This is a genomic window from Pseudorhodoferax sp., assembly GCF_047601025.1.
Classification (GTDB): Bacteria; Pseudomonadota; Gammaproteobacteria; order Burkholderiales; family Burkholderiaceae_C; genus Pseudorhodoferax.
On sequence record NZ_JASGJZ010000001.1, the window covers coordinates 970,610 to 993,636 of the forward strand.

General features: G+C 69.8%; 27 protein-coding genes. 2 read left to right on the forward strand and 25 right to left on the reverse strand.

Annotation, left to right across the window (positions count from 1 at the left end; translation table 11 throughout):
* Positions 1 to 76 precede the first annotated feature (76 nt).
* The 21 genes from acpS to QM782_RS04730 form a co-directional block, all read right to left on the reverse strand.
* Positions 77 to 469 (reverse strand): holo-ACP synthase, encoded by a 393-nt coding sequence (gene acpS / locus QM782_RS04630; RefSeq protein ID WP_415201752.1) that lies wholly within the window; start codon positions 467 to 469, stop codon positions 77 to 79.
* Between the two features lie 88 nt (positions 470 to 557).
* A complete protein-coding gene (locus QM782_RS04635) occupies positions 558 to 1,313 on the reverse strand; it encodes a pyridoxine 5'-phosphate synthase (protein WP_415201753.1) in 756 nt (251 codons plus the stop codon).
* Positions 1,310 to 2,059: a DNA repair protein RecO gene (gene recO, locus QM782_RS04640; protein WP_415201754.1), complete on the reverse strand. Its 750-nt coding sequence runs from the start codon at positions 2,057 to 2,059 to the stop codon at positions 1,310 to 1,312. The genes QM782_RS04635 and recO overlap by 4 nt, the downstream gene beginning before the upstream one ends.
* A gap of 4 nt (positions 2,060 to 2,063) precedes the next feature.
* Complete coding sequence (era, locus tag QM782_RS04645; RefSeq protein ID WP_415201755.1) at positions 2,064 to 3,008, reverse strand: GTPase Era; 945 nt, start codon at positions 3,006 to 3,008, stop codon at positions 2,064 to 2,066.
* Positions 3,005 to 3,685, reverse strand: a complete 681-nt coding sequence (rnc, locus tag QM782_RS04650) for a ribonuclease III (protein ID WP_415201756.1) — start codon at positions 3,683 to 3,685, stop codon at positions 3,005 to 3,007. The genes era and rnc overlap by 4 nt, the downstream gene beginning before the upstream one ends.
* Before the next feature lie 13 nt (positions 3,686 to 3,698).
* On the reverse strand, positions 3,699 to 4,064 hold the full coding sequence (locus tag QM782_RS04655; RefSeq protein ID WP_415201757.1) for a DUF4845 domain-containing protein: 366 nt from the start codon (positions 4,062 to 4,064) through the stop codon (positions 3,699 to 3,701).
* Positions 4,065 to 4,079: 15 nt separating this feature from the next.
* Positions 4,080 to 5,048, reverse strand: a complete 969-nt coding sequence (gene lepB, locus QM782_RS04660) for a signal peptidase I (RefSeq protein ID WP_415201758.1) — start codon at positions 5,046 to 5,048, stop codon at positions 4,080 to 4,082.
* A complete protein-coding gene (gene lepA / locus QM782_RS04665) occupies positions 5,048 to 6,859 on the reverse strand; it encodes a translation elongation factor 4 (RefSeq protein WP_415201759.1) in 1,812 nt (603 codons plus the stop codon). Before lepA ends, lepB begins: the two co-directional genes overlap by 1 nt.
* Before the next feature lie 509 nt (positions 6,860 to 7,368).
* Positions 7,369 to 8,814 (reverse strand): DegQ family serine endoprotease, encoded by a 1,446-nt coding sequence (locus QM782_RS04670; protein WP_415201760.1) that lies wholly within the window; start codon positions 8,812 to 8,814, stop codon positions 7,369 to 7,371.
* A gap of 55 nt (positions 8,815 to 8,869) precedes the next feature.
* Positions 8,870 to 9,895: a MucB/RseB C-terminal domain-containing protein gene (locus QM782_RS04675; RefSeq protein WP_415201761.1), complete on the reverse strand. Its 1,026-nt coding sequence runs from the start codon at positions 9,893 to 9,895 to the stop codon at positions 8,870 to 8,872.
* A 33-nt stretch (positions 9,896 to 9,928) separates the two neighbouring features.
* Positions 9,929 to 10,597: a sigma-E factor negative regulatory protein gene (locus QM782_RS04680; protein ID WP_415205589.1), complete on the reverse strand. Its 669-nt coding sequence runs from the start codon at positions 10,595 to 10,597 to the stop codon at positions 9,929 to 9,931.
* A 33-nt stretch (positions 10,598 to 10,630) separates the two neighbouring features.
* Positions 10,631 to 11,254: an RNA polymerase sigma factor RpoE gene (gene rpoE / locus QM782_RS04685; protein WP_415201762.1), complete on the reverse strand. Its 624-nt coding sequence runs from the start codon at positions 11,252 to 11,254 to the stop codon at positions 10,631 to 10,633.
* Positions 11,251 to 11,718: a hypothetical protein gene (locus QM782_RS04690; RefSeq protein WP_415201763.1), complete on the reverse strand. Its 468-nt coding sequence runs from the start codon at positions 11,716 to 11,718 to the stop codon at positions 11,251 to 11,253. The genes rpoE and QM782_RS04690 overlap by 4 nt, the downstream gene beginning before the upstream one ends.
* Positions 11,719 to 11,746: 28 nt before the next feature.
* Positions 11,747 to 12,991, reverse strand: coding sequence for a beta-ketoacyl-ACP synthase II (gene fabF, locus QM782_RS04695; RefSeq protein ID WP_415201764.1), 1,245 nt, complete (start codon positions 12,989 to 12,991; stop codon positions 11,747 to 11,749).
* A 19-nt stretch (positions 12,992 to 13,010) separates the two neighbouring features.
* Positions 13,011 to 13,250 carry an acyl carrier protein gene (acpP, locus tag QM782_RS04700; RefSeq protein WP_056672556.1) on the reverse strand — a complete coding sequence of 80 codons (240 nt, stop codon included), beginning with the start codon at positions 13,248 to 13,250 and terminating at the stop codon, positions 13,011 to 13,013.
* A gap of 101 nt (positions 13,251 to 13,351) precedes the next feature.
* The gene (gene fabG / locus QM782_RS04705) at positions 13,352 to 14,098 is read right to left on the reverse strand and encodes a 3-oxoacyl-ACP reductase FabG (protein ID WP_415201765.1); all 747 of its coding nucleotides are present in this window, start codon (positions 14,096 to 14,098) and stop codon (positions 13,352 to 13,354) included.
* A complete protein-coding gene (gene fabD / locus QM782_RS04710) occupies positions 14,095 to 15,057 on the reverse strand; it encodes an ACP S-malonyltransferase (RefSeq protein ID WP_415201766.1) in 963 nt (320 codons plus the stop codon). Before fabD ends, fabG begins: the two co-directional genes overlap by 4 nt.
* A gap of 52 nt (positions 15,058 to 15,109) precedes the next feature.
* On the reverse strand, positions 15,110 to 16,087 hold the full coding sequence (locus tag QM782_RS04715) for a beta-ketoacyl-ACP synthase III (RefSeq protein WP_415201767.1): 978 nt from the start codon (positions 16,085 to 16,087) through the stop codon (positions 15,110 to 15,112).
* A 7-nt stretch (positions 16,088 to 16,094) separates the two neighbouring features.
* The gene (gene plsX / locus QM782_RS04720; protein WP_415201768.1) at positions 16,095 to 17,144 is read right to left on the reverse strand and encodes a phosphate acyltransferase PlsX; all 1,050 of its coding nucleotides are present in this window, start codon (positions 17,142 to 17,144) and stop codon (positions 16,095 to 16,097) included.
* 117 nt (positions 17,145 to 17,261) lie between these two features.
* Positions 17,262 to 17,444, reverse strand: a complete 183-nt coding sequence (gene rpmF / locus QM782_RS04725; RefSeq protein WP_234266733.1) for a 50S ribosomal protein L32 — start codon at positions 17,442 to 17,444, stop codon at positions 17,262 to 17,264.
* A gap of 181 nt (positions 17,445 to 17,625) precedes the next feature.
* The gene (locus QM782_RS04730; protein WP_415201769.1) at positions 17,626 to 18,168 is read right to left on the reverse strand and encodes a YceD family protein; all 543 of its coding nucleotides are present in this window, start codon (positions 18,166 to 18,168) and stop codon (positions 17,626 to 17,628) included.
* A gap of 26 nt (positions 18,169 to 18,194) precedes the next feature.
* Between QM782_RS04730 and QM782_RS04735 the strand changes: the two genes are divergently transcribed.
* Positions 18,195 to 18,773, forward strand: a complete 579-nt coding sequence (locus tag QM782_RS04735) for a Maf family nucleotide pyrophosphatase (RefSeq protein WP_415201770.1) — start codon at positions 18,195 to 18,197, stop codon at positions 18,771 to 18,773.
* The gene (locus tag QM782_RS04740; protein WP_415201771.1) at positions 18,770 to 19,522 is read left to right on the forward strand and encodes an SAM-dependent methyltransferase; all 753 of its coding nucleotides are present in this window, start codon (positions 18,770 to 18,772) and stop codon (positions 19,520 to 19,522) included. Before QM782_RS04735 ends, QM782_RS04740 begins: the two co-directional genes overlap by 4 nt.
* Here QM782_RS04740 and QM782_RS04745 read toward each other — a convergent pair whose 3' ends face one another.
* From QM782_RS04745 to QM782_RS04760, 4 genes are read right to left on the reverse strand one after another with little or no spacing between them, the layout of a single operon-like run.
* Positions 19,523 to 20,485, reverse strand: coding sequence for a S49 family peptidase (locus QM782_RS04745; RefSeq protein ID WP_415201772.1), 963 nt, complete (start codon positions 20,483 to 20,485; stop codon positions 19,523 to 19,525).
* Positions 20,486 to 20,492: 7 nt separating this feature from the next.
* Complete coding sequence (locus QM782_RS04750) at positions 20,493 to 20,855, reverse strand: Rieske (2Fe-2S) protein (protein WP_415201773.1); 363 nt, start codon at positions 20,853 to 20,855, stop codon at positions 20,493 to 20,495.
* 19 nt (positions 20,856 to 20,874) lie between these two features.
* Positions 20,875 to 21,537 (reverse strand): HAD family hydrolase, encoded by a 663-nt coding sequence (locus QM782_RS04755; RefSeq protein ID WP_415201774.1) that lies wholly within the window; start codon positions 21,535 to 21,537, stop codon positions 20,875 to 20,877.
* Between the two features lie 10 nt (positions 21,538 to 21,547).
* A complete protein-coding gene (locus QM782_RS04760; RefSeq protein WP_415201775.1) occupies positions 21,548 to 22,555 on the reverse strand; it encodes an RluA family pseudouridine synthase in 1,008 nt (335 codons plus the stop codon).
* Positions 22,556 to 23,027 lie beyond the last annotated feature (472 nt).

A 23,027-nucleotide genomic window follows, 5' to 3' on the forward strand; every position in this document is an offset into this window, starting at 1 on the left:
GGCTGGGAGCCGCGGCCCGCCGCCCCTCGGAGGGGGTTGGCGCAGCGCGGAGCGCGCAGACCGGGGGTGCTTCACTTCAGTTCTTCTCGACGACCACGAAGCTGGCCGCATAGTCGGTCTCGTCCGTCAGCGTGACGTGGGCCGTCAGGCCCCGCGCCTCGAACCAGGTTTTCAGCTCGCCGTGCAGCACGATGACCGGCTGGCCGCTGGCCAGGTTGGCGATCTCGCAGGCGCGCCAGGTCATCGGCATGCGCATGCCCAGGCCGATGGCCTTGCTGAAGGCCTCCTTGGCCGAGAAGCGCGTGGCGAGGAAGCGCAGGCCGCGCTCGGGCCAGCGCGCGCTGCGGCGGCGGAACACCGCCAGCTCGCCGTCGCCGAGCACCTTCTCGGCGAAGCGCTCGCCGTGCCGCGCGACGCTCTCGCGGATGCGGCGCACGTCGCAGATGTCGGTGCCCAGGCCGTGGATCATGCACGTGCCCGGCCGGCTGCGCCAGGGACGCGCTGCGGCCCCTTCGGGGCGCAGCGAGTATGCGACGCGACGGACGCGGGGGCCATGTTCATGCCGCGATGCGCGCCAGGTAGGCGCGCACGGTTTCGGCGTAGCCCAGTTCCAGCGCATCGGCGATCAGCGCATGGCCGATCGACACCTCCTGCACGGCCGGGCAGGCCTGCAGGAAGGGCGTGAGGTTGGCGCGGTTCAGGTCGTGGCCGGCATTGACGCCCAGGCCGGCCGCCGCGGCGGCCGCAGCGGCGCGGGCGAAGGCATCGAGCACCTCGGCCTGGCGCGCCGTGCCGAAGGCCGCGGCGTAGGGCTCGGTGTAGAGCTCCACGCGGTCGGCGCCGACGGCGCGCGCGCCGGCCATGGCGGCGGGATCGGCGTCCATGAACAGGCTCACGCGCACGCCCAGCGCGCGGGCCTCGGCGATCAGGGGCCGCAAGCGCTCGCCGTCGCGCGCGAGATCCCATCCATGGTCGCTGGTGAACTGGTCCTCGCTGTCGGGCACGAAGGTGCACTGCGTGGGCCGCACGGCGCGCACGAAGTCCATCAGGTTCTGGAACGGGTTGCCCTCGATGTTGAACTCGCGGCCGGGCCAGGCCTGCATCCGCTGCGCCAGTTCGTGCACGTCGCCGGCACGGATGTGGCGCGCGTCGGGCCGCGGGTGCACGGTGATGCCGTGCGCGCCGGCCGCCAGGCACAGCTCCGCCGCGCGCAGCACGCTGGGGATGCCCAGGTGCCGCGTGTTGCGCACCAGCGCGACCTTGTTGACGTTGACGGACAGCGCGCAGCGCAGCGCAGAGGTGGGAGAGGTCATAGGGCTTGCAGGTCCAGCAGCAGCTGCCGCGTATGCAGCGCGGCGCCGCCGCAATGGTAGTGCAGCAGGTTGCGCAGCTGCGGCTTGAGCGCCCCGTTGAGATGGGCGCAGGCATGCAGCGTGGCCATGAAGGGCGCGGCATCCTGCAGCGCCTGCTGCAGCGCCTGCCACTGCGCGCCGGCCAGGCCGGCGCGGTCGTCCCCATGGCGCGCACGCAGGCCGCCTTCGGGCACCAGCACGTACTGCGCGGCGGGATCCAGCGGCGCCAGCGTGGCGGTCTCGGCGTCCAGCGCCGGCAGCACGCCGGTCTCGCGCAGCAGCAGCAGCTCGAAGCTGCGCAGCACGGCCTGCTGCGCCTCGCCGTGCTCGCTGGCCAGCAGCGCCACGGCCTGAGCGTAGGCGTCGAACAGCTCGGGGTGCGCGTCCTCGCGCGCCAGCAGGCGCAGCAGCAACTCGTTCAGGTAGTAGCCGGCCAGCAGCGCGCCGCCGGTCGGCATGACGTGGCCGCCGGCCCATTCGGCGCCCTTGAGCGTGCGGATCTCGCCATCGCCGCCGAAGGACAGGCGCAGCGCCTGCAGCGGCAGCAGCACGGGGCGGAAGCCCGAGCTGGGCCGCTTGGCGCCCTTGGCCACCAGCGCCACGCGGCCATGGCGCCGCGTGAACACGTCCAGGATCAGGCTGGATTCGCTCCAGTCGTAGCGGTGCAGCACATAGGCCGGCTCGTCGAGGACACGCCTGGTGGCCACATCCTCACTCGTAGCCGAAGGAGCGCACGCGCGCCTCGTCGTCGGCCCAGCCCGAACGCACCTTGACCCACAGCTCGATGAAGACCTTGGCGTCCAGCAGCCGCTCCAGCTCCACGCGCGCCTCGGTGCCGATGCGCTTGATGCGCTCGCCCTTGTCGCCGATGACCATGGCCTTGTGGCCGTCGCGCTCGACCACGATGGTGGCCGCGATGCGCACCATGCGGCCCGGGCCGCTGCGCGCGGGCTCCTCGTCGAACTTGTCGATGACGACGGTGGAGGTATAGGGCAGTTCGTCGCCGGTCAGGCGGAACAGCTTCTCGCGCACGGTCTCGCTGACCAGGAAGCGCTCGCTGCGGTCGGTCAGCTCGTCCTCGGCGTACCACCAGGGCTGCTCGGGCAGGTAGCGCTCGCAGATCGCGAACAGGCGCTCGACGTCCTTGGGGTTCTTGGCCGACATCGGCACGAACTCGGTGAACGGATGCCGCTCCTGCATGGACTTGAGCCAGGGCGCCAGCTCGCCGCGGCGGTGCACCTTGTCGAGCTTGTTGGCCACCAGCAGCACCGGCACGCCGGGCTTGAGCAGCGACAGCACCTTGGCGTCGGCCAGCGCGAAGCTGCCGGCCTCGACCACGAACAGCACCAGGTCCACGTCGCCGACGGCGCCCAGCACGGTCTTGTTCAGCGAGCGGTTCAGCGCGTTGTCGTGCCGCGTCTGGAAGCCCGGCGTGTCCACGAACACGAACTGCGCGGCGCCGATCGTGTGGATGCCGGTGATGCGGTGGCGCGTGGTCTGCGCCTTGCGCGAGGTGATGCTGATCTTCTGGCCGACCAGCGCGTTCAGCAGCGTGGACTTGCCGACGTTGGGCTTGCCGACGATGGCGATCAGTCCGCAGCGCTGCGGACCGGCCGGGGCGGCGTGCTCGGGGGCGGCGGGCGTTTGCTCTGTCATGGCTTGCTCGCTTTCAGTCTGGCCAGCATGGCGGCCGCGGCGGCCTGCTCGGCAGCGCGGCGCGAGCCGCCGATGCCGCGCTCGGCCAGGCCCAGCTCCTCGACCGTGCACTCCACGTCGAAGGTCTGGCGGTGCGCCGCGCCCAGCGTGCTGACCACGCGGTAGGCCGGCAGCTTCATCTTGCGGCCCTGCAGCCATTCCTGCAATTCCGTCTTGGCGTCCTTGCCGATGGCCTGCATCTGCGGGTTGATCGCGACCTTGGCGAACAGCCGGTGCACCAGCGCTTCGCCGGCCGCGAAGCCGCCGTCCAGGTAGACCGCGCCGATCAGCGCCTCCAGCGCATCGGCCAGGATGGAGGGGCGGCGGTGGCCGCCGGAGCGGGCCTCGCCCTCGCCCAGGCGCAGCAGGTCGGGCAGGCCCAGGCCCAGCGCGATCTGGTGCAGCGTGTCCTGCTTGACCAGGTTGGCGCGCACGCGCGAGAGGTCGCCCTCGGGCTGGTCCGACAGGCGCTGGTACAGCAGGCCCGAGATGGCCAGGCTCAGCACCGAGTCGCCCAGGAATTCCAGCCGCTCGTTGTGGTCCGCCGAGAAACTGCGGTGGGTGATGGCGCGCAGCAGCAGGCGCTCGTCGGAAAAACGGTGTTGCAGCCGCTGCTGCAGCGCAGTCAGGTCGAGCATCACGGGCGCGGCGCTACCGGGACCGGCCCCGGTACTTCAGCAGCAGATAGGCCGGGCCGAACAGCTCGATCTCCTTGTCGTAGGCAAAGGAGACGACGACCTTCTCGCCCTGCTTGCCGACCTCCAGGTCGCTGCCCTTGATCGAGGTGATGTCGTCGACCTGCGCCGCGCGGTCGAAGATCTGGCGCACCTCGGCCACCGTGGTGCCGGCGCAAGCCCGGTCCACGGCCTTGCGGATGGCCTGGTACTCGAGGACCGTGGGCACGATCCTGGCGCCGATCACGAACGCGAACACGACCAGCGCACCGACGATCAGCACGCCGAAGAAGCTCAGTCCCGCCTGGCGGGCGCCCGGACGCCGGATCTTCCGGTTGTGCACTGCCCCCGCCCTCCGTCAGTCGAATGCGCCGATGCGGCCGAAGTCGCCGAAGTTCATCCAGATGAAGAACGCCTTGCCGACGATGTTGCCGTCGGGCACGAAGCCCCAGTAGCGCGAGTCCAGCGAGTTGTCGCGGTTGTCGCCCATCATGAAGTAGTGGCCCGGGGGTACCTTGCAGACCACGCCCTCGACGCTGTAGCGGCACTGGTCCTTGAACGCGAAGTTCTCCACGCCCGGGATGAAGGCCGGCCGGTCATCGTCGATCAGCAGGCGGTGCGGCTTGCCGCCCAGTTGCTCCTGGTACTGCTTGAAGTAGCGCATCGCGTCCTTGTCGAAGAACTCGGGCACGGGCTGGATCGGCACCGGCTGGCCGTTGATGGTCAGGCGCTTGTTCAGGTAGGCCACCTCGTCGCCGGGGATGCCGACCACGCGCTTGATGTAGTCCAGGCTGGGCTTGGGCGGGTAGCGGAACACCACCACGTCGCCGCGCGCGAGCGGCTGGCCCTCGGTGATCTTGGTGTTCAGCACCGGCAGGCGGACGCCGTAGTGGTATTTGTTGACCAGGATGAGGTCGCCGACCAGCAGCGTCGGGATCATCGAGCCCGAAGGGATCTTGAACGGCTCGAACAGGAACGAGCGCAGCAGGAACACGACCAGGATCACCGGGAACAGCCCGGCCGTCCAGTCCAGCCACCAGGGCTGCTGCAGGATGAGGCTGCGGGCCTCGGCCAGATCGACATTGTCGACCTGGGTGATGCCCTTGCCGGCCAGCTCCTGGCGGCGCTGGGCGGTCTGCTGCTCCAGCCGCTCGGCCGCGGCGCGGCGGCGCGGCAGGAAGACGAAGCGCTCGGCCAGCCAGTAGGCCCCGGTCACGACCGTGGCCATGAACAGCAGCAGCGCGAAATTGCCTTCGATGCGCCCCAGGTACCAGGCCCCGCCGTAGGCCACGAAGGCCGCGAGGATCGCGGCGGTCAGCGCTGGCATCAGTCTTCCACCTGCAAAATGGCCAGGAAGGCCTCCTGTGGAACTTCCACCGAGCCGATCTGCTTCATGCGTTTCTTGCCAGCTTTCTGTTTTTCGAGGAGCTTGCGCTTGCGGGTGATGTCGCCGCCGTAGCACTTGGCGAGCACGTTCTTGCGCAAAGCTTTGATTGTCTCACGCGCGATGATGTTGGCCCCGATGGCGGCCTGGATCGCCACGTCGTACATCTGCCGCGAGATGATCTCGCGCATCTTGGCCACCACGGCGCGGCCGCGGTACTGCGACTGGCTGCGGTGCACGATGATGGACAGCGCATCGACCTTCTCGCCGTTCAGCAGGATGTCGACCTTGACCACGTCGGACGCCCGGTACTCCTTGAACTCGTAGTCCATGGACGCATAGCCGCGGCTGACGGACTTGAGCTTGTCGAAGAAGTCCAGCACGATCTCGCCCAGCGGCATCTCATAGGTCAGCATGACCTGGCGGCCGTGGTAGGCCATGTTGATCTGCACGCCGCGCTTCTGGTTGGCCAGCGTCATGACCGGGCCGACATAGTCCTGCGGCATGTACAGGTGCACAGTGACGATGGGCTCGCGGATCTCGGCCGTCTTGCCGATGTCCGGCATCTTCGACGGGTTCTCGACCATCAGCACTTCGCCGTCGTTCTTGACGACCTGGTAGACCACGCTGGGCGCGGTCGTGATCAGGTCCTGGTCGAACTCGCGCTCCAGCCGCTCCTGCACGATCTCCATGTGCAAGAGGCCCAGGAAGCCGCAGCGGAAGCCGAAGCCCAGCGCCTGCGAGACCTCGGGCTCGTAGTGCAGCGAGGCGTCGTTGAGCTTGAGCTTCTCCAGGCTGTCGCGCAGCGCGTCGTACTGGTTGGCCTCGGTCGGGTACAGGCCCGCGAACACCTGCGGCTGGATCTCCTTGAAGCCGGGCAGCGGCTCGGTCGCGGTGAAGGCCGCGCCGCCGCTGCCGCCGCGCACCAGCGTCACCGTGTCGCCCACGCGCGCGGCCTGCAGCTCCTTGATGCCGGCGATGATGTAGCCGACCTCGCCGGCCTCCAGCGCCTCGCGCGACTGGTTGGCCGGCGTGAACACCCCGAGGCTGCCGGCCTCGTAGGTCGCGCCGCTGGCCATCAGCTTGATGCGCTCGCCCTTGGCCAGGCGGCCGTCGACCACGCGCACCAGCATCACCACGCCGACGTAGCTGTCGAACCAGCTGTCGATGATCATCGCGCGCAAGGGCCCGTCGGGGTTGCCGCGCGGCGGCGGCACCTTGGCGACGATGGCCTCCAGGATCTCGTCGATGCCCATGCCGGTCTTGGCCGAGCACGGGATGGCCTCGCTCGCGTCGATGCCGATCACGTCCTCGATCTCGGCGCGCGCAGTGTCGGGGTCGGCCTGCGGCAGGTCCATCTTGTTCAGCACCGGCACGACTTCCACGCCGAGGTCCAGCGCGGTGTAGCAGTTGGCCACGGTCTGCGCTTCCACGCCCTGGCTGGCATCGACGACGAGCAGCGCGCCTTCGCAGGCGCTGAGGGAGCGGCTCACCTCGTACGAGAAGTCCACGTGGCCCGGCGTGTCGATCAGGTTGAGGTTGTAGATCTGGCCGTCGCGCGCCTGGTAGCGCAGCGCGGCGGTCTGCGCCTTGATAGTTATCCCACGCTCTTTCTCGATGTCCATCGAGTCGAGGACCTGGGCTTCCATCTCGCGCTCCGCGAGGCCGCCGCAACGCTGGATCAGCCGGTCCGCCAGCGTCGACTTGCCATGGTCGATGTGCGCAATGATCGAAAAGTTTCTGATGTGCTGCATCAACGAGAAGCGTTAAGTAATTGAATTTAGAGGGCGCACAAAAAGAAAAAGGGCGCGTCGATCAACGACGCGCCCCGAACCAACAATCTTTGGCAACTGCGATAGTTGGAGCTTCATTGTAGGCAAAAAGGGCTGGCTGCGTCGCTGAACGCACGGCAGCACAGGGTCGTTGCAAGGTGGCAACAGGATTTTATATACAGCTTATCCACAAGATCGCGGGATAGTTCCTTGGACAACTTGTGGGCGCCCTGTGGATCGGCACGGGCATGGTTGTTGGCATCCCGCATCGTGGGTTCGGGCCTGGCTCCATATGCCGCACAAGGCCCGATTGGGCCGCTGATTCTATCCAAATCGCTTGAGCAGACCTGCCAACGCAGGCGTACACCAACCTCCCCAGTCCACAGGGGAGGCCCGCAAAAAAGTCAGCAGCGGACTTCCCCAGGGCCCGGAAAGGACCGCAAAAACCCCAAACCCGAGCGCCGCCGGGGGCCTTGTGTGTACGCCAACGGTCAGCGAACCGGGCGGATCAGCGCGTATTGCGCCCAGTCCCCGCGGCGGAACAGCACGTTCACCGGCTTGCTGCGGTCGACCTTGGCCACCACGGCCTCGAAGTCCTTGACGCTGCCGATCTCGGTATTGGCGATGGCCACGATCACGTCGCCCTCGCGCAAGCCGGCCTGCGCGGCCCCCTCCGTGGCCGCCTCGACCTTGACGCCGCCCTTGATGCGCATGCTCTTCTTCTGCGCCTCGCCGATCTCGCTGACCGTCAGGCCCAGCGCCTGGCCCGCCGCGGAGCTGCGCGGCCGCTCCTCCTTGCCGGCGGCCTTGGCCACCGGTGCGTCGGGCTCGACCTCCGCCACAAGGATGCTCAGGTCGCGCGTCGCGCCGCGGCGGAACACGGTGACCGTGCTCCTGCTGCCCGGCTTGGTGTTGCCGACCTGGCGCGGCAGCTCGCCGAAGCGCTCGATCGGCTTGCCATCGAAGCGCACGATGATGTCGCCGGCCTCGATGCCGGCCTTCTCGGCCGGGGAGCCCGCCTCCACGCTGCGCACCAGCGCGCCCTGCGGCTTGCCCAGGCCGATGGACTCGGCGACGTCCTTGGTGACCTGCTCGATCTGCACGCCGATGCGCCCGCGCGAGACGCGGCCGTTCTCGCGCAGTTGCTCGGCCACGCGCGTGGCCTCGTCGATCGGGATCGCGAACGAGATGCCCATGAAGCCGCCCGAGCGCGAGTAGATCTGGCTGTTGATGCCGACCACCTCGCCGCGCAGGTTGATCAGCGGGCCGCCCGAGTTGCCGGGGTTGATGGCCACGTCGGTCTGGATGAAGGGCAGGTAGTTGCCGGTGTCGCGCTGCTTGGCGCTGACGATGCCGGCCGTCACGGTGTTCTCCAGCCCGAACGGCGAGCCAATGGCCATGACCCACTCGCCCACGCGCAGCCTGCCGACGTCGCCCAGCTTGACGGCCGGCAGGCCCGTGGCGTCGATCTTCACGACGGCCACGTCGGTCCGCTTGTCGGACCCGATCAGCTTGGCCTTGAACTCGCGCTTGTCGGTCAGCGTGACCAGCACCTCGGTGGCGCCTTCGACGACGTGCGCGTTCGTCATGATCAGCCCGTCGGCGCTGAGGATGAAGCCCGAGCCGACGCCGCGCGGCTGGTTGTCGCCATCGGGCTGCTGCTGGCGCGGGATGTTGGGCAGCGGGATGCCGAAGCGGCGGAAGAATTCGAGCATCTCCTCGTCGGCCGCCCCCCCGCCTGGCGACGACGGTGCACGCTCCACGGTCCGGATGTTCACGACGGAGGGACCGACCTGGTCCACCAGCGCGGTGAAGTCGGGCAGGCTGCTGAGCTGCGGGGCCTGCGCCAGCGCCGGCTGCAGCAGCAGCGGCGCCGCCAGGGCCAGCACCAGCGCCGCGGCTTGCGGGCGCCACGGCCATCCAACGAAGCGGGGCATCTTCATCATCCTTGTTTCCTTCCTGTGCGGGCGGGCCTGCACCCGCCGTGTGCGATTATTTTCGGCTGCGTTGCAGCGCGCTGGCGAACGCCTTCAGCGTGGCGGGCGGCACTTCGCCCACGGCCGTCAGCCACCAGCCCTGGTGGCGCTGCATCAGCGATTGCGTGGCCCCCATGGCGACCAGCCCGGGCTTGGCGACGCGCTGCGGATCGAGCGGCTCCAGGAACAGCGAGACGGAAGCCAGGCCATCGGAGAACACCCACTGCACGATCGTCGGCGCGGCGCCGGCGTGGGCCGCGCGCTTGATGCAGTGCATGGCCTGGAAGCCTGGCACCGGCTCGCGCAGTTCCCAGCCCTCGTCGGCGGGATCGACGACCCGGGTCTCCAGGCGTTCGATGCGGTATCCGGCCGTCTTATCCATCATGCGGGCCAGCGCGCTCAGGCGCACCGGCGCATCGATCTGCAGTTCGGAGAACGCCGCCTGCTCCAGCACCCGGCCGTCGTGGTCCAGCGTCTGCAGCTTGAGCACGAGGCCGGACTTCTTCTCGCTCCAGATCCGGTAGCCGTAGCGCAGCTTGTCCTTGGGCTTGATCAGCACGATGTCGGCCTCGAAGCCTGCCGCACGATCCTGGCCGAGCTGACGCACCGTGTAGAACTCGGGAATGGAGCTGTCGACCGCCTGCAGCAGATTCGGGAACAGGCCGAGCGCTTCGCGCTTCTCGATGCGGGCGACCTTCGCGTCCTGCAGGAAGGTGACGACATGGTCGTTGCGGCGGAAGGTCATCCGCGGCGGGCCGCTCAGCGCATCCACGCGCTCGATCTGCTGCTCGCCCTCGCAGGCATGCCAGATGCGGGCGCTCGCGAGCATCGCATCGGAGGAGACGACGAAGCTGCCCGAATAGGTGCGCTTGCGCGAGGCGTCGTGCATGCGCCGCAGCCACTCGCCGATGCTGCGCTGCTCCGCGCCCGCCGTCGGCGCATCGCCAACGGCATCGGCGACCGGCTGCGCACCGGCGGCCGACGCACCCAGCACCACCAGCAAGGCCAGGACGCTGGTGCGGCAGAACGGAAGAAAAGCCATGGGCGGCAGCCGCGCGCTCAATCCGTCCTCATCTCATCGATCGGAGGCCGAGAAGGTCGCGCTGCGCAGAAAGCCCGCCGGCGCCGGCATCTGCAGCGCGCTCGACCCGCCAGCCTGCTTGTGGGCCGCCAGCAACTCGTCGAGACGGGCGTCGCGGATCATCACCTGCGCCTCGCCGCTCGGCAGCGTGACGATGCTCTCGACAGGAACGGGGCTTTCGGCCACGACCGCGACTTCCGGCTGCGTCTGGGCCGGCGGCGCCACGAGCGCCATCTGCGACGATGTCGCCACCGGGCCGGAGCCGCCCACGATGCCCCAGGCCAACGCCGCGACCGCAGCGAACGAGGCGCAGCCCGCCACCATCTTCCAGCGGAAGCTGGCGTCGTTGGCGGGTTCGGCGCGCCGCACGACGGCCTGCAGCGGCTCGGCCAGGACCGGACGCTCCAGCGCCAACGGTCCTTCCTGCGCCAGGCGCGCCTGCAGCCGCCCCAGGAAGCCGGCAGAGGCATGCGCAGCCGCCTGCTCCCCGCCGCGCAGCACATCGCCGATCAGGTGGTAGGTCTGCCAAGTGGCCAGTACCGCCTGCACCCGGCCGGCCTGGCCGGCCGCATCCATCAGCGCAGCGACATCCTCGCCCGCCAACTCGCCATCGGCGAGGGCGGACAGCCGTTCGCGGAGCCTCAAGACTTCGTTTTCATCCATCGTCGTCACCTGCAACACTCGTCCCACCCGCCATCACCAGCGCTTGCCCGACTGGTTCTCCAGCAACGGCTTGACCTTCGCCGAGATCGCTTCCCGCGCCCGGAAGATGCGCGAACGCACGGTGCCGATGGGGCAGTTCATGGCTTCCGCGATTTCCTCGTAGCTGAGCCCTTCGATTTCCCGCAGCGTCACGGCCTGCCGCAGATCGTCCGGCAAGGCTTCCATCGCCGCGTTCACTGCTTCGGAAATCTGCTGGGCGGCCAGCACGGTATCCGGCGTCTCGTGGCTGATTGGTTCGGTTTCCGAGCGATAAGTTTCATGCTCGTCGTCGCTGCTGGAGCGCAGCGCGGCCTCGGCCACGGTCGGATCGCGCTTGAGGTCCATCAACGCCTTCTTGGCGGTGTTGACCGCGATGCGGTACAGCCAGGTGTAGAACTGGGCGTCGCCGCGGAACTTCGGCAGTGCGCGGTAGGCGCGCAGGAACGTCTCCTGGGCAATGTCGTCCACCAGATCCACGTCGCGCACCATGCGGGCGATCAGGCGCTGGATACGGCGCTCGTACTTGAGCACCAGCAGCTCGAACGCGCGCTGGTCGCCCGCGACCGTGCGCTCGACGAGCACCAGATCGCTGTCCGAAGAAGGCGCTGCATCGCTCACGGCGCTAGGGGAGACGGCGCGCCGGCGGCGTCCACGGGGACGGGGGCATACAGCGCGCGGCGCAGGTCGTTCCAGGACTGCGGCCGGGCCGAACGTTCGAGGTAGCGCCAGCGCGTGCCACGGGGCAATCCGTGCAGCCGCAGCAGCAGACCGTGCTGCAGGTCGAGCCGCAGATCGGGCACCACGGCGTACTCCCCCCGCTGCGTGGCGTCGGCCGCATCCGACCACCACCAGTGCGCCCCATCCCAATGCAACAGGCCGGGACGCATGCCGCGCCACTGGAACAGGCCGACCGCCAGCGCTGGCACCACGCTGGCCAGCACGACGGCCAGCGGCCAGAACGCAGTCCCCTGCCGCCACCACCAGCCGCACACCGCGAGGGCCGTGCCTGCCAGCAGCACCGGTACGGAACCGGCACGCCAGGACCGCGCCACCGGATAGCGGACCGCCGGGGCGCTGTGCATGCGGTGGATGAACGCGTCTGCGACAGGATCAGACGCGCTTGAACACCAGCGAGCCGTTGGTGCCACCGAAGCCGAAATTGTTCTTCAGCGCCACGTCGATCCGCAGGTCGCGCGCGACGTTGGCGCAGTAGTCCAGATCGCACTCCGGATCGGGCTCGACCAGGTTGATCGTGGGCGGCACCTTCTGATGGTGCAGGGCCAGCACCGTGAACACGCTTTCGATGCCACCGGCGCCGCCGAGCAGGTGGCCGGTCATGGACTTGGTGGAGTTGATGGCCAGCTTGTGCGCATGGTCGCCGAACACCGCCTTGACGGCATTGGTCTCGTTCACGTCGCCCAGCGGCGTGGAGGTGCCGTGCGCGTTGAGGTGCTGGACCTGGTCGGCATTCAGGCCGGCGTTGCGCAGCGCCATTTGCATGGAGCGCCGCGGGCCATCCACGTTCGGCGCGGTGATGTGGTGGGCATCGCCCGTCATGCCGAAGCCGACGAGCTCGGCGTAGATCTTCGCGCCGCGCGCCTTGGCGCGCTCGTACTCTTCCAGCACCAGCACGCCGGCACCCTCGCCGAGCACGAAGCCGTCGCGGCCCTTGTCCCAGGGGCGCGACGCCGCCTTGGGATCGTCGTTGCGCGTGCTGAGCGCGCGCGCCGCCGCGAAACCGCCGATGCCCAGCGGCGAGACGGTGGACTCCGCGCCGCCGGCGACCATCACGTCGCAATCGCCGGACTCGATCATCCGGGCCGACAGGCCGATCGCGTGCAGGCCGGTCGTGCAGGCCGTGACCACGGCGATGTTCGGACCCTTGAAGCCGAACTTGATCGAGACATGGCCCGAGATCATGTTGATGATCGAGGCAGGCACGAAGAACGGCGACACCCGGCGCGGGCCGCGGTTCATCAGCTCGGTATGGGTCTGCTCGATCATGGGCAGGCCGCCGATGCCGGAACCCACGTTGCAGCCGATGCGCGTGGCCTCCTCTTCGCTCAGCGCCTCGCCGGTCGCCAGCCCCGCATCCTCGACCGCCTGGCAGGCCGCGGCGATGCCCAGCTGCATGAAGCGGTCCATGTGGCGCGCTTCCTTCTCGGGGATGTACTGGGCGACATCGAAGCCCTTGACTTCGCCTGCGAACTTGCAGGCCAGGCCGCTCGCGTCGAAGCTCTGGACCAGATCGATGCCGGACTGGCCGGCCAGCAAGGCCTGCCAGGACGACTCCACCGTTGTTCCAACCGGGCTGATGCAGCCCAGACCCGTGACGACGACACGACGACGCGACATATGCGGCAGTCCTTCGGCCTCAGGCCTTCTGGTGGCTGTTGGCGTAGTCGATCGCGTTCTGCACCGTGGTGATCTTCTCGGCGTCCTCGTCGGGAATCTCGATGCCGAACTCGTCTTCCAGCGCCATGACCAGTTCGACGGTATCCAGCGAGTCGGCGCCCAGGTCGGCGACGAACGACTTCTCGTTCGTGACCTGGGACTCCTCCACGCCCAGCTGCTCGGCAATGATCTTCTTGACGCGTGCTTCGATATCGCTCATGGTTCCCCCATCGGGTTTGTAAAGAATCGGTGATTTTAGCGAGGCCGTCCTGGCGGCCGGTACTCCTTGCGGATGCAAGGAAACCAGCCACCACGCGGCAGCTACATGTACATGCCGCCGTTGACGTGCAGTTCCTGCCCCGTCACGTAGGCGGCCTCGGGCGAAGCCAGGTAGGCCACGGCATGCGCCACGTCGGACGGCTTGCCCAGGTGGCCCAGCGGAATCTGGCCCAGCAGCGCCTTGTGCTGCTCCTCCGAGAGCTTGCCCGTCATGTCGGTGGCGATGAAACCGGGCGCGACGCAGTTGACGGTGATGCCGCGCGCGCCCAGTTCGCGCGCCAGCGCGCGCGTCATGCCCGCCACGCCGGCCTTGGCCGCCGCGTAGTTGGCCTGGCCCGGGTTGCCGGAGGCGCCGACCACCGACGTGATGTTGACGATGCGGCCGTAGCGCTGCTTCATCATGCCGCGCATGACGGCGCGGCTCATGCGGAACACGGCCTTGAGGTTGGTGTCGAGCACCGCGTCCCAGTCCTCGTCCTTCATGCGCATGGCCAGCGTGTCGCGCGTGATGCCGGCGTTGTTGACCAGCACGTGCAGGCCGCCGTGCTGCTGCACGATGGCATCCACCAGCGCTTCGGCGGCCTTGGCGTCGTTCACGTCCAGCACGCGGCCGCTGCAGCCGGGGTGGGCGGCCAGCGCCTCGCCGATGCAGGCTGCGCCGGCCTCGCTGGTAGCAGTGCCGACGACCCGGTAGCCACGCTGCGCCAGTTCCTGCGCGATCGCTGCGCCGATGCCGCGCGAGGCGCCGGTCACCAGCGCGACCTGTTCCTGGATGGCGGGATGGCTCATGCCGCGGCTCCTTCCAGCTGGGCCCTCGACTGGGCCAGCGTCGCGGGATCGTAGACGGCGCCCGACGCCAGTTCCGGATCGATGCGCTTGACCATGCCGGCCAGCACCTTGCCAGGGCCGCACTCCAGCAGGGTCGCCACGCCGCGCGCCTTGATGGCGCGCACGCACTCGACCCAGCGCACCGGCCCGAAAGCCTGGCGGTACAGCGCGTCGCGGATGGCATCGGCGTCCTGCTGCACGGCCACGTCGATGTTGTTGACGACCGGAATCTGCGGCGTGCCGAACGCGAGGCCCGCCAGGCGCTCGCGCAGCCGCTCGGCCGCCGGCCGCATCAAGCTGGAATGGAACGGCGCGGACACCGGCAGCGGCAGCGCACGCTTGGCGCCCTTGGCCTTCAGCAGCGCACAGGCCTGCTCGACCGCCAGCTTGCTGCCGGCGATCACGGTCTGGGCCGGGTCGTTGAAGTTCACCGCCTCGACGACCTCGCCGGCCTGGTTCAGCGCCGCCTGGGCCTCGGCGCAGCCGGCCGCGACCTGCGCGCTGTCCATGCCCAGGATCGCGGCCATGGCGCCGGCCCCCACGGGCACGGCCTCCTGCATGGCCTGGGCGCGGAAGCGCACCAGCGGCGCGGCCTGCGCCAGCGTCAGCACGCCGGAGGCGACCAGCGCCGAGTACTCGCCCAGCGAATGGCCGGCGACGACGGCCGGCGCGAGGCCGGTCTCGGCCATCCAGGCGCGGTAGGCGGCCACGCCGGCGACCAGCATCACCGGCTGCGTGTTGGTGGTCAGCGCGAGCGCCTCCTTGGGGCCTTCGCGGATCAGCCTGGCGACATCCTCGCCCAGCGCATCGGATGCTTCGGCCAGTGTCTGGGCCACGGCGGCATGGCCTCCCCAGCCATCGAGCATGCCGACGGCCTGCGAGCCCTGGCCCGGAAAAACGAATGCGAACGGTGTGGTCATGGCTTGTAGGGCGCCCGGGCCATGGCGACCCGGTCGGCGCGCCGCGGTCTCCTCAAAAATTCAGCAGGACGGCGCCCCAGGTGAAGCCGCCGCCGACGCCTTCGAGCAGCAGCAGGTCCCCCTTGCGCACCTTGCCGCTGCGCACGCCGTGGTCCAGCGCCAGCGGGATCGAGGCGGCCGAGGTGTTGCCGTGCTGGGCGACCGTGACGACCACCTTGTCCATCGGCAGCCTCAGCCGCTTGGCCGCGCTCTGCATGATGCGGATGTTGGCCTGGTGCGGGATCAGCCAGTCGATCTCCTCCGGCGCCTTGCCGGCCTTGGCCAGCGTGGCGCGGGCGGCGTCTTCCAGCACGCCCACGGCCAGCTTGAACACGGCCTGGCCGTCCATCTTCAGCAGCGGATCGCCCAGCACCCGGCCGCCCGACACGTTGCCCGGCACGCACAGGATGCCGACATGCCTGCCGTCGGCATGCAGGTCGCTCGCCAGCAGGCCGGGCGTGTCGGACGCTTCCAGCACCACGGCGCCGGCACCGTCGCCGAACAGCACGCAGGTCGTGCGGTCGTTGAAATCGAGGATGCGCGAGAACACCTCGGCGCCGACCACCAGCGCCCGCGTCGCGGTGCCGGCGCGGATCATCGCGTCGGCCACCGTCAGCGCATAGACGAAGCCGCTGCACACGGCCTGGATGTCGAACGCCGGGCAGCCGGCGATGCCGAGCTTGTGCTGCAGGATGCAGGCGGCCGAAGGAAAGACCATGTCCGGCGTGGACGTGGCCATGATGATCAGGTCGATCTGCTGCGGCTCGACGCCTGCGGCCTGCATCGCGGCCTGCGCGGCCGGCAGGGCCAGGTCGCTGCTGGTCACGTCGGGCGCCGCGAAGTGGCGCGCCTCGATGCCGGTGCGCGCGACGATCCACTCGTCGGAGGTCTCGACACCGCGGCCGGCGAGTTCGGCGACCAGATCGGCGTTGCTGAGCCGGCGCGGCGGCAGGTAGCTGCCGGTCCCCGAGATGCGTGAATAGGTGGGCATGATGATGTCAGTGGGCTGCCAGCTCGGCCGGCGCCTCGGCCCCGGCCGCCACGGCCTGCTGGGGCATGGTCTTGGCGATGCGCGCCTGCACCCGGTCCAGCAGCTTGTTGCGCGCCGCATCATACCCGCGGCCCAGCGCCTGCTCGAACGCGAACGCATCGGCCGAGCCATGGCTCTTGAACACCAGCCCCCTGAGGCCCAGCAGCGCCGCCCCGTTGTAGCGGCGATGGTCCAGCCGGCTCTTGAGGGCCTGCAGCACCGGATAGGCCAGCAGGCCAGCGAGCCTGGTCCAGAGGCTGCGCGAGAACTCGGCCTTCATGAAGCCGCCGATCATCGAGGCCACGCCCTCGCTGCTCTTGAGCGCGACGTTGCCGACGAAGCCGTCGCAGACCACAAGGTCGGTCGTGCCCTTGTAGATGTCGTTGCCCTCCACGTTGCCATGGAAGTTCAGGTGCCCGGCCGCGTGCGCGGCCTGCAGCAGTTCGCCGGCCCGCTTGATGACCTCGCTGCCCTTGATGGCCTCCTCGCCGATGTTCAGCAGGCCGACCGTGGGCTCGTCATGCCCCTTGAGCACCGAGACCAGGGCCGCGCCCATCAGGCCGAACTGCAGCAGGTGCTCGGCCGTGCAATCGACGTTGGCCCCCAGGTCCAGCACCGTGGTGGCGCCGCCGCGGGCGTTCGGCAGCTGGGTGGCGATGGCCGGCCGGTCGATGCCGGGCACGGTCTTGAGCAGGTAGCGGGCGATGGCCATCAGCGCGCCGGTGTTGCCGGCGGACACGGCCACGTCGGCCTTGCCGTCCTTGACCTGGGCAATGGCCACACGCATCGAGGAGTCGCGCTTCTTGCGCAGCGCCACTTCGACCGGGTCGTCCATGCCGACGACCTCGGTGGCGGCAACGCTCTGCGCACGCGGATGGGAGAAGCCTTTGAGCGCCTCTGGCAGGCCGACCAGCAGCAAGCGGGCATCGGCGTGCGCCTCGAGGAACGCGCGGCAGGCCGGCAACGTCACGCCGGGACCGTGGTCCCCCCCCATGCAGTCGACAGCGACGGTGATCATGGCGTCAACTGTACGCCCGCGATCCGGACGATTGCATCGCGGACGAATGAAGAAACGGCCACCAAGACAAAGGCCCGTCGCTACGGAAGGTAGCCACGGGCCTTGCAGGCGAAACGATCAGGCTTCGGACTTGTTCTTGAGCACCTGGCGGCCACGGTAGAAGCCGTTGGGGCTGATGTGGTGGCGCAGGTGGGTTTCGCCGGTGGTGGGTTCCACGGCGATGCCGGGCACGCTCAGCGCGTTGTGCGAGCGGTGCATGCCGCGCTTGGACGGCGACTTCTTGTTCTGCTGGACTGCCATGGTCGGCTCCTGGACGAATGAATGAGGATTGCGGGGACCGCAACCCCGATTTCTCCATGCGTACCGGGTACGACCTGGTACGTAGAGCGCGGGTCACGATCTGGCCGAAGCATGCACCATCACAGGCGCACGCGGCACGCGAAGCCCATGATTATAGCCCGCCGCCGGGCAAAGAGGAAAGCTAGGTCTTGCGCCCGAGGCCGGCCAGCGCGCCGAAAGGGTTGGGCTTGTCGGCCTGGGCCTGCTCGAAGCCGGGATCGGCGTGCTGCAGGGGCACGGGTGCCGGGCAGACCGCGTGGCGCGGCACCAGCGGCAGCGCCATCAGCAGTTCGTCCTCGACCAGCGCCTGCAGGTCGAACGCGGGGTCCAGCGCCAGTACGTCCTCCTCGGCCTCCTCGTCCTCGGCGGCGGCCTGGGCCTCGTCGGCGACGAAGCGGAACCAGCGGTCGACGGCCAGCGTCTCGTCCACCGGCTCCAGGCAGCGCTGGCAGGTCAGCGGCACCTCGGCCTCGGCCTGCAGGTGCAGCCAGACCTGCGGCGCGTGGCCGGGGGGCTTGCGCAACTCGCCGTGCGCCTGCCAGCGCACCGGGCGGTCGGCACCTCGGCCGCCGGCCTCTTCGAACAGTCGCGGATAGTCGGACAGCCGGTCTTCCTCGCTGCGTTCGCCGCCGCTCTGGGCGAAGGCCTTGACGTCCAGGCGGTACCCCTTCTTCTGCGCGTTCATGCGGGGCAGTGTAAGAGAATCACCGGATGCCACGACTGATCCTGGGCTCCACCTCGCGCTACCGCCGCGAGCTGCTGGCCCGCCTGCGCATCCCCTTCGACGTGGTCGCCCCCGAGGTCGACGAAACCCCGCTGCCGGGCGAGGCGCCTGACGCGCTGGCGCGCCGGCTGGCACTGGCCAAGGCGCATGCGGTCGCGGCGCGGCATCCGGACGCGGTGGTGATCGGCTCCGACCAGGTGGCCGACCTGGAGGGACAGTCCCTCGGCAAGCCGGGCGACCATGCGCGCGCCACCGCCCAGCTGCGCGCGATGCGCGGCCGCACCGTGATGTTCCAGACCGCGCTGGCCGTGGTGCACCGGGCCAGCGGCTTTGCCGACAGCGCGCTGGTGCCGGTTCGGGTGCGCTTCCGCGCACTGGACGACGCCGAGATCGAGGCCTACCTGCAGGCCGAGCAGCCGTACGACTGCGCCGGCAGCGCCAAGAGTGAGGGCCTGGGCATCGCCTTGCTGGACGCCATCACCAGCGACGACCCGACCGCGCTGGTCGGCCTGCCGCTGATCGCGACCTGCCGGCTGCTGCGTGCGGCCGGCCTGCGCCTGCTGTGAACGGCCGCCTCTACCTGGTGCCGGCGCCGCTGGACTTCGGCTGCGCCGTGCCGGCGCCGCTGGAGCAGGCGCTGCCGCTGGCCACGCTGCAGGTGGCGGCCCGCCTGTCGCACTGGATCTGCGAGAACGCCAAGAGCACGCGCGCCTACCTCAAGCGCATCGACGCCGTGGTGCCGCTGGCCACGCCGCTGCAGCAGCAGGTGCTGACCGAACTGCCGCGCGAAGTGCACAAGAAAGGCGACCACGGACCGGGCTTCGACGCCGCCCCGCTGCTGGCCGCCGCGCTGCAAGGGCAGGACGTCGGCCTGGTCAGCGAGGCCGGCATGCCGGCCGTGGCCGACCCGGGCAGCTCCGTGGTCCGCGCGGCCCATGCGCTGGAGGTGGCCGTGGTGCCGCTGGTGGGCCCCAGCGCGCTGCTGCTGGCGCTGGCGGCCAGCGGGCTGAACGGCCAGAACTTCGCCTTCGTGGGTTACCTGCCGCAGGATGCGCAGGAACGGGTGCAGCGCATCCGGCAGCTGGAAGCGCTGGCGCTGAAGACCGGCCAGACCCAGTTGTGCATCGAGACGCCCTACCGCGGCGAGGCGCTGCGCCGCGCACTGGTGCAGACGCTGCAGCACAACACGCGGCTGGCGATCGCCAGCGGGCTGACGCTGCAGGACGCGCAGATCGCCAGCCGCACGGTCAAGGCCTGGCGCCAGCACCCCGAGCCGCTGCCGGACGCGCCGGCCGTGTTCGCGCTCGGCCGCTGATCAGCGCAGCGCCGGCGCCGCGCGCAGCGCGCGCACCGCCCCCTCGCCGAACGCCGCGCCGAAGCGCTTGGCCAGCCGCTCGGCCACGTTCTCGCGCTGCGTGTAGTCGACGATGTCCTCGGCCTTGACCACGTCGCGCGCCACGTAGTCCAGGCTGCCGAGCTGGTCCGCCAGCCCCATCTGCACGGCCTGCTCGCCGGTCCAGAACAGGCCGCTGAAGGTCTCGGGGGTTTCCTTCAGGCGGTCGCCCCGCCCCTTCTTGACGACGCCGATGAACTGCCGGTGGATGGTGTCGAGCATGGCCTGGGCCTGGGCGCGCTGGGCTTCGCTCATCGGGCTGAACGGGTCCAGGAAGCCCTTGTTCTCGCCCGCCGTCAGCAGCCGGCGCTCCACGCCCAGCTTGTCCATCAGGCCGGTGAAGCCGAAGCCGTCCATCAGCACGCCGATGCTGCCGACGATGCTGGCCTTGTCGACGAAGATCTGGTCCGCGCCGACCGCGATGTAGTAGGCCGCCGAGGCGCAGGTTTCCTCGACCACGGCGTAGACCGGCTTGTTGTGCTTGGCCTTCAGGCGCAGGATTTCGTCGTTGACGATGCCGGCCTGCACCGGGCTGCCGCCCGGCGAGTTGATCACCAGCACCACGGCCCGGGCGCCCTCGTCCTCGAAGGCGCTGCGCATGGCCGAGACGATGGATTCGGCGCTGGCGTCGGCGCCTGCGGCGATCTCGCCCTTGACCTCGACCATGGCCGTGTGCGCGGTGCTGGTGCTCGGCGAAGGCGCGGCGCGCAGCAGCGCCAGCCAGGCCAGCGCGACGAAGAAGCCCAGCCAGGCCAGCCGCGTGAAGATCTTCCAGCGCCGGGCGGCGCGCTGCTCCTTCAGCGAGGCGAAGGCCAGCCGCTCCAGCAGGCTGCGCTCCCACTGCGGGTCGGACGGCGCGCGGCCGGGGGTTTGCGGTTCGGTCATGGCGGCACTAGAAGAAAACGGGTTGCAACTGGGAGTGAGTATGCCAATGCACCACGCCGTCACGCTCCGACAGCGCGATGCGGACGAGTCCGCCGCGGCACGGGCCGCCCACGCAGCCGCCGCTGGCCGGATCGTAGGCCGCGCCATGGGTGGCGCACAGCAGCCACCGGCCGCTGTCGTCGAAGAAGCGGTTGGGCTGGTAGTCCATCTCCATGGCGACGTGGGTGCAGCGGTTCAGGTAGGCATGGGCCTGGCCCTGGTGGCGGATCGCGAACGCGCGGCAGGTCTGGCCGTGGTAGAGGACGTCGAACGGCACGGCCTCGCCGCCGTCGACGAGATCGCGCGAATGGCACAGGGCGATGGCGTCCATGGCCTGACGCTGGCGGGCTTCAGGGCCGCGGCGCGAGCAGCCAGTCGTGCAGTTCGCGGACCGACTGGGCGACGAACAGCGGCCGCAACGCCGCGAAGTCTTCGTGCGGATGGGCGCCGTAGCCCACGCCGACGCCGGCGCAGCCGGCGTTCAGCGCCATCTGCAGGTCGTGCGTGGTGTCGCCGACCATCAGCACGCGCTCGGGCGGCACGTCGAACTCGCGCATCAGTTCCTGCAGCATGCGCGGATGCGGCTTGCCGGCGGTCTCGTCGGCCGTGCGCGAGCCGTCGAAGATGCCTTGCAGCTCCACCGTGCGCAGCGCCTCGTCCAGCCCGCGGCGCGACTTGCCGGTGGCCACGGCCAGCAGGATCTGGCGCGCCTTGAGCGCCTCCAGCAGTTCTGGCACGCCGGGGAACAACACGATGTCGTTCTGGTGCCGCATGTAATGCAGGCGGTAGCGCGCGCCGAGTTCGGGATAGCGCTCGGGCGGCACGTCCGGCGCGGCGTGGGCCAGGGCCTGCGGCAGGGCCATGCCGATCACGAAGGCGGCCGCGGCGTCCGTCGGCACGGTCCCGCCCACGTCGCGCACCGCCTGCTGGATGCAGCGCGTGATGATGGCCGTGGAGTCGAACAGCGTGCCGTCCCAGTCGAAGGCGATCAGGTCGAAGCGTCGGGCGTGCATCGGGCGATTGTCACTCCGCTGGCGCGCAGGCCGCCAGAAAGCCATCGAGCTCGGGCGGCAGCGCCGCCTGCAATTCCACCGGCGCGCCGCTGGCCGGATGCGCGATCCGCAGTTGCCAGGCGTGCAGGAACATGCGCGCCAGCCCGCGCCGGGCCAGCGCCTTGTTCAGCGCGAAGTCGCCGTACTTGTCGTCGCCGGCGATCGGATGGCCCTCGCTGGCCAGATGCACGCGGATCTGGTGCGTGCGGCCGGTCTTGATCGTGACCTCCAGCAGGCTGAATTCGGCCAGCTGCCGGGCCAGCTTCACCAGCGTGATCGAGCGCATGCCCTCGGGGTCGTCCCGGGCCGTGACGCGCACGCGGCGCTCGCCCTCGGTGCCGCTGCGGCCGGGCAGCAGGTAGCGCACCAGCGGCTTGTCCAGCACCTTGCGGTTGGCCGGCCAGGCGCCGACCGCCAGCGCCAGGTAGGTCTTGCCGGTCTCGCGCCCGCGGAACTGGTCCTGCAGCGCCTTCAGCGCGCTGCGCTTCTTGGCCACCAGCAGCACGCCGGAGGTCTCGCGGTCCAGCCGGTGCACCAGTTCGAGGAACAGCGCACCGGGCCGGGCCATGCGCAGTTGCTCGATCACGCCGAAATCCACGCCGCTGCCGCCGTGCACCGCCACGCCGGCCGGCTTGTCGATGGCGAGGAAGGCCTCGTCCTCGTACAGCACCGGGAAACTGCGGGCCGGCGCGGCGCGGCCGGCCATGGCCTGCGCCTTGTGCTCCGCACGTTCCGACAGCCGCAGCGGCGGCAGCCGCACCTGGTCGCCGAGCGCCAGCCGGGTATCGGCAGCGGCCCGCCCCTTGTTCACCCGCACCTCGCCGCTGCGGATGATCCGGTAGACATGCGTCTTGGGAACGCCCTTGAGTTCGCGCAGCAGGAAGTTGTCCAGCCGCTGGCCCTCGGCGTCAGCGCCGACCTGCACGGTCCGGGGGGCCGGCGGCGCCGATGCCGGCGCTGCACCTATAATGTTCGTCACCAGCGTCTTGGCCTGTAAGTGCTTGATAAACCACGAGTTTAGAGCACACTGCCCAACACGCTGCACGGCGATGCCCCTCGGAGGCGTCGGCAGCCGACCCGGTCCGCGCAGGCCGCGGGGCCAGCCGACAGGCGTTCGGGGCGAGCGAAGCGATCGAAACCCAGATACGGAATACCCCAAGCCGGCCTGGCGACCATGCACCGCGCATGGCTGCCAGGCCGGCGGATCAGAGCAAGCACATGGTGCGGAGACCATCCTCCCGAACCGGCCGGCGCGGGCAGACGCCCGCGCGGCCGGCGTCGCGCGCAGGCCACGCACCGCCACGGCCTGCCTGGCCGTCCGCAGCCGCTGCGGACGGGCCGAGCCGCCCCGGCCCTTGCCGCCATCCACGCGCCCATGCCCCACGCCATGCGCCTCGTGCGCCTGCGTGAGGGCTCTCCGGCAATTCCTTGCGTTTCGGTCACGTTCGTTC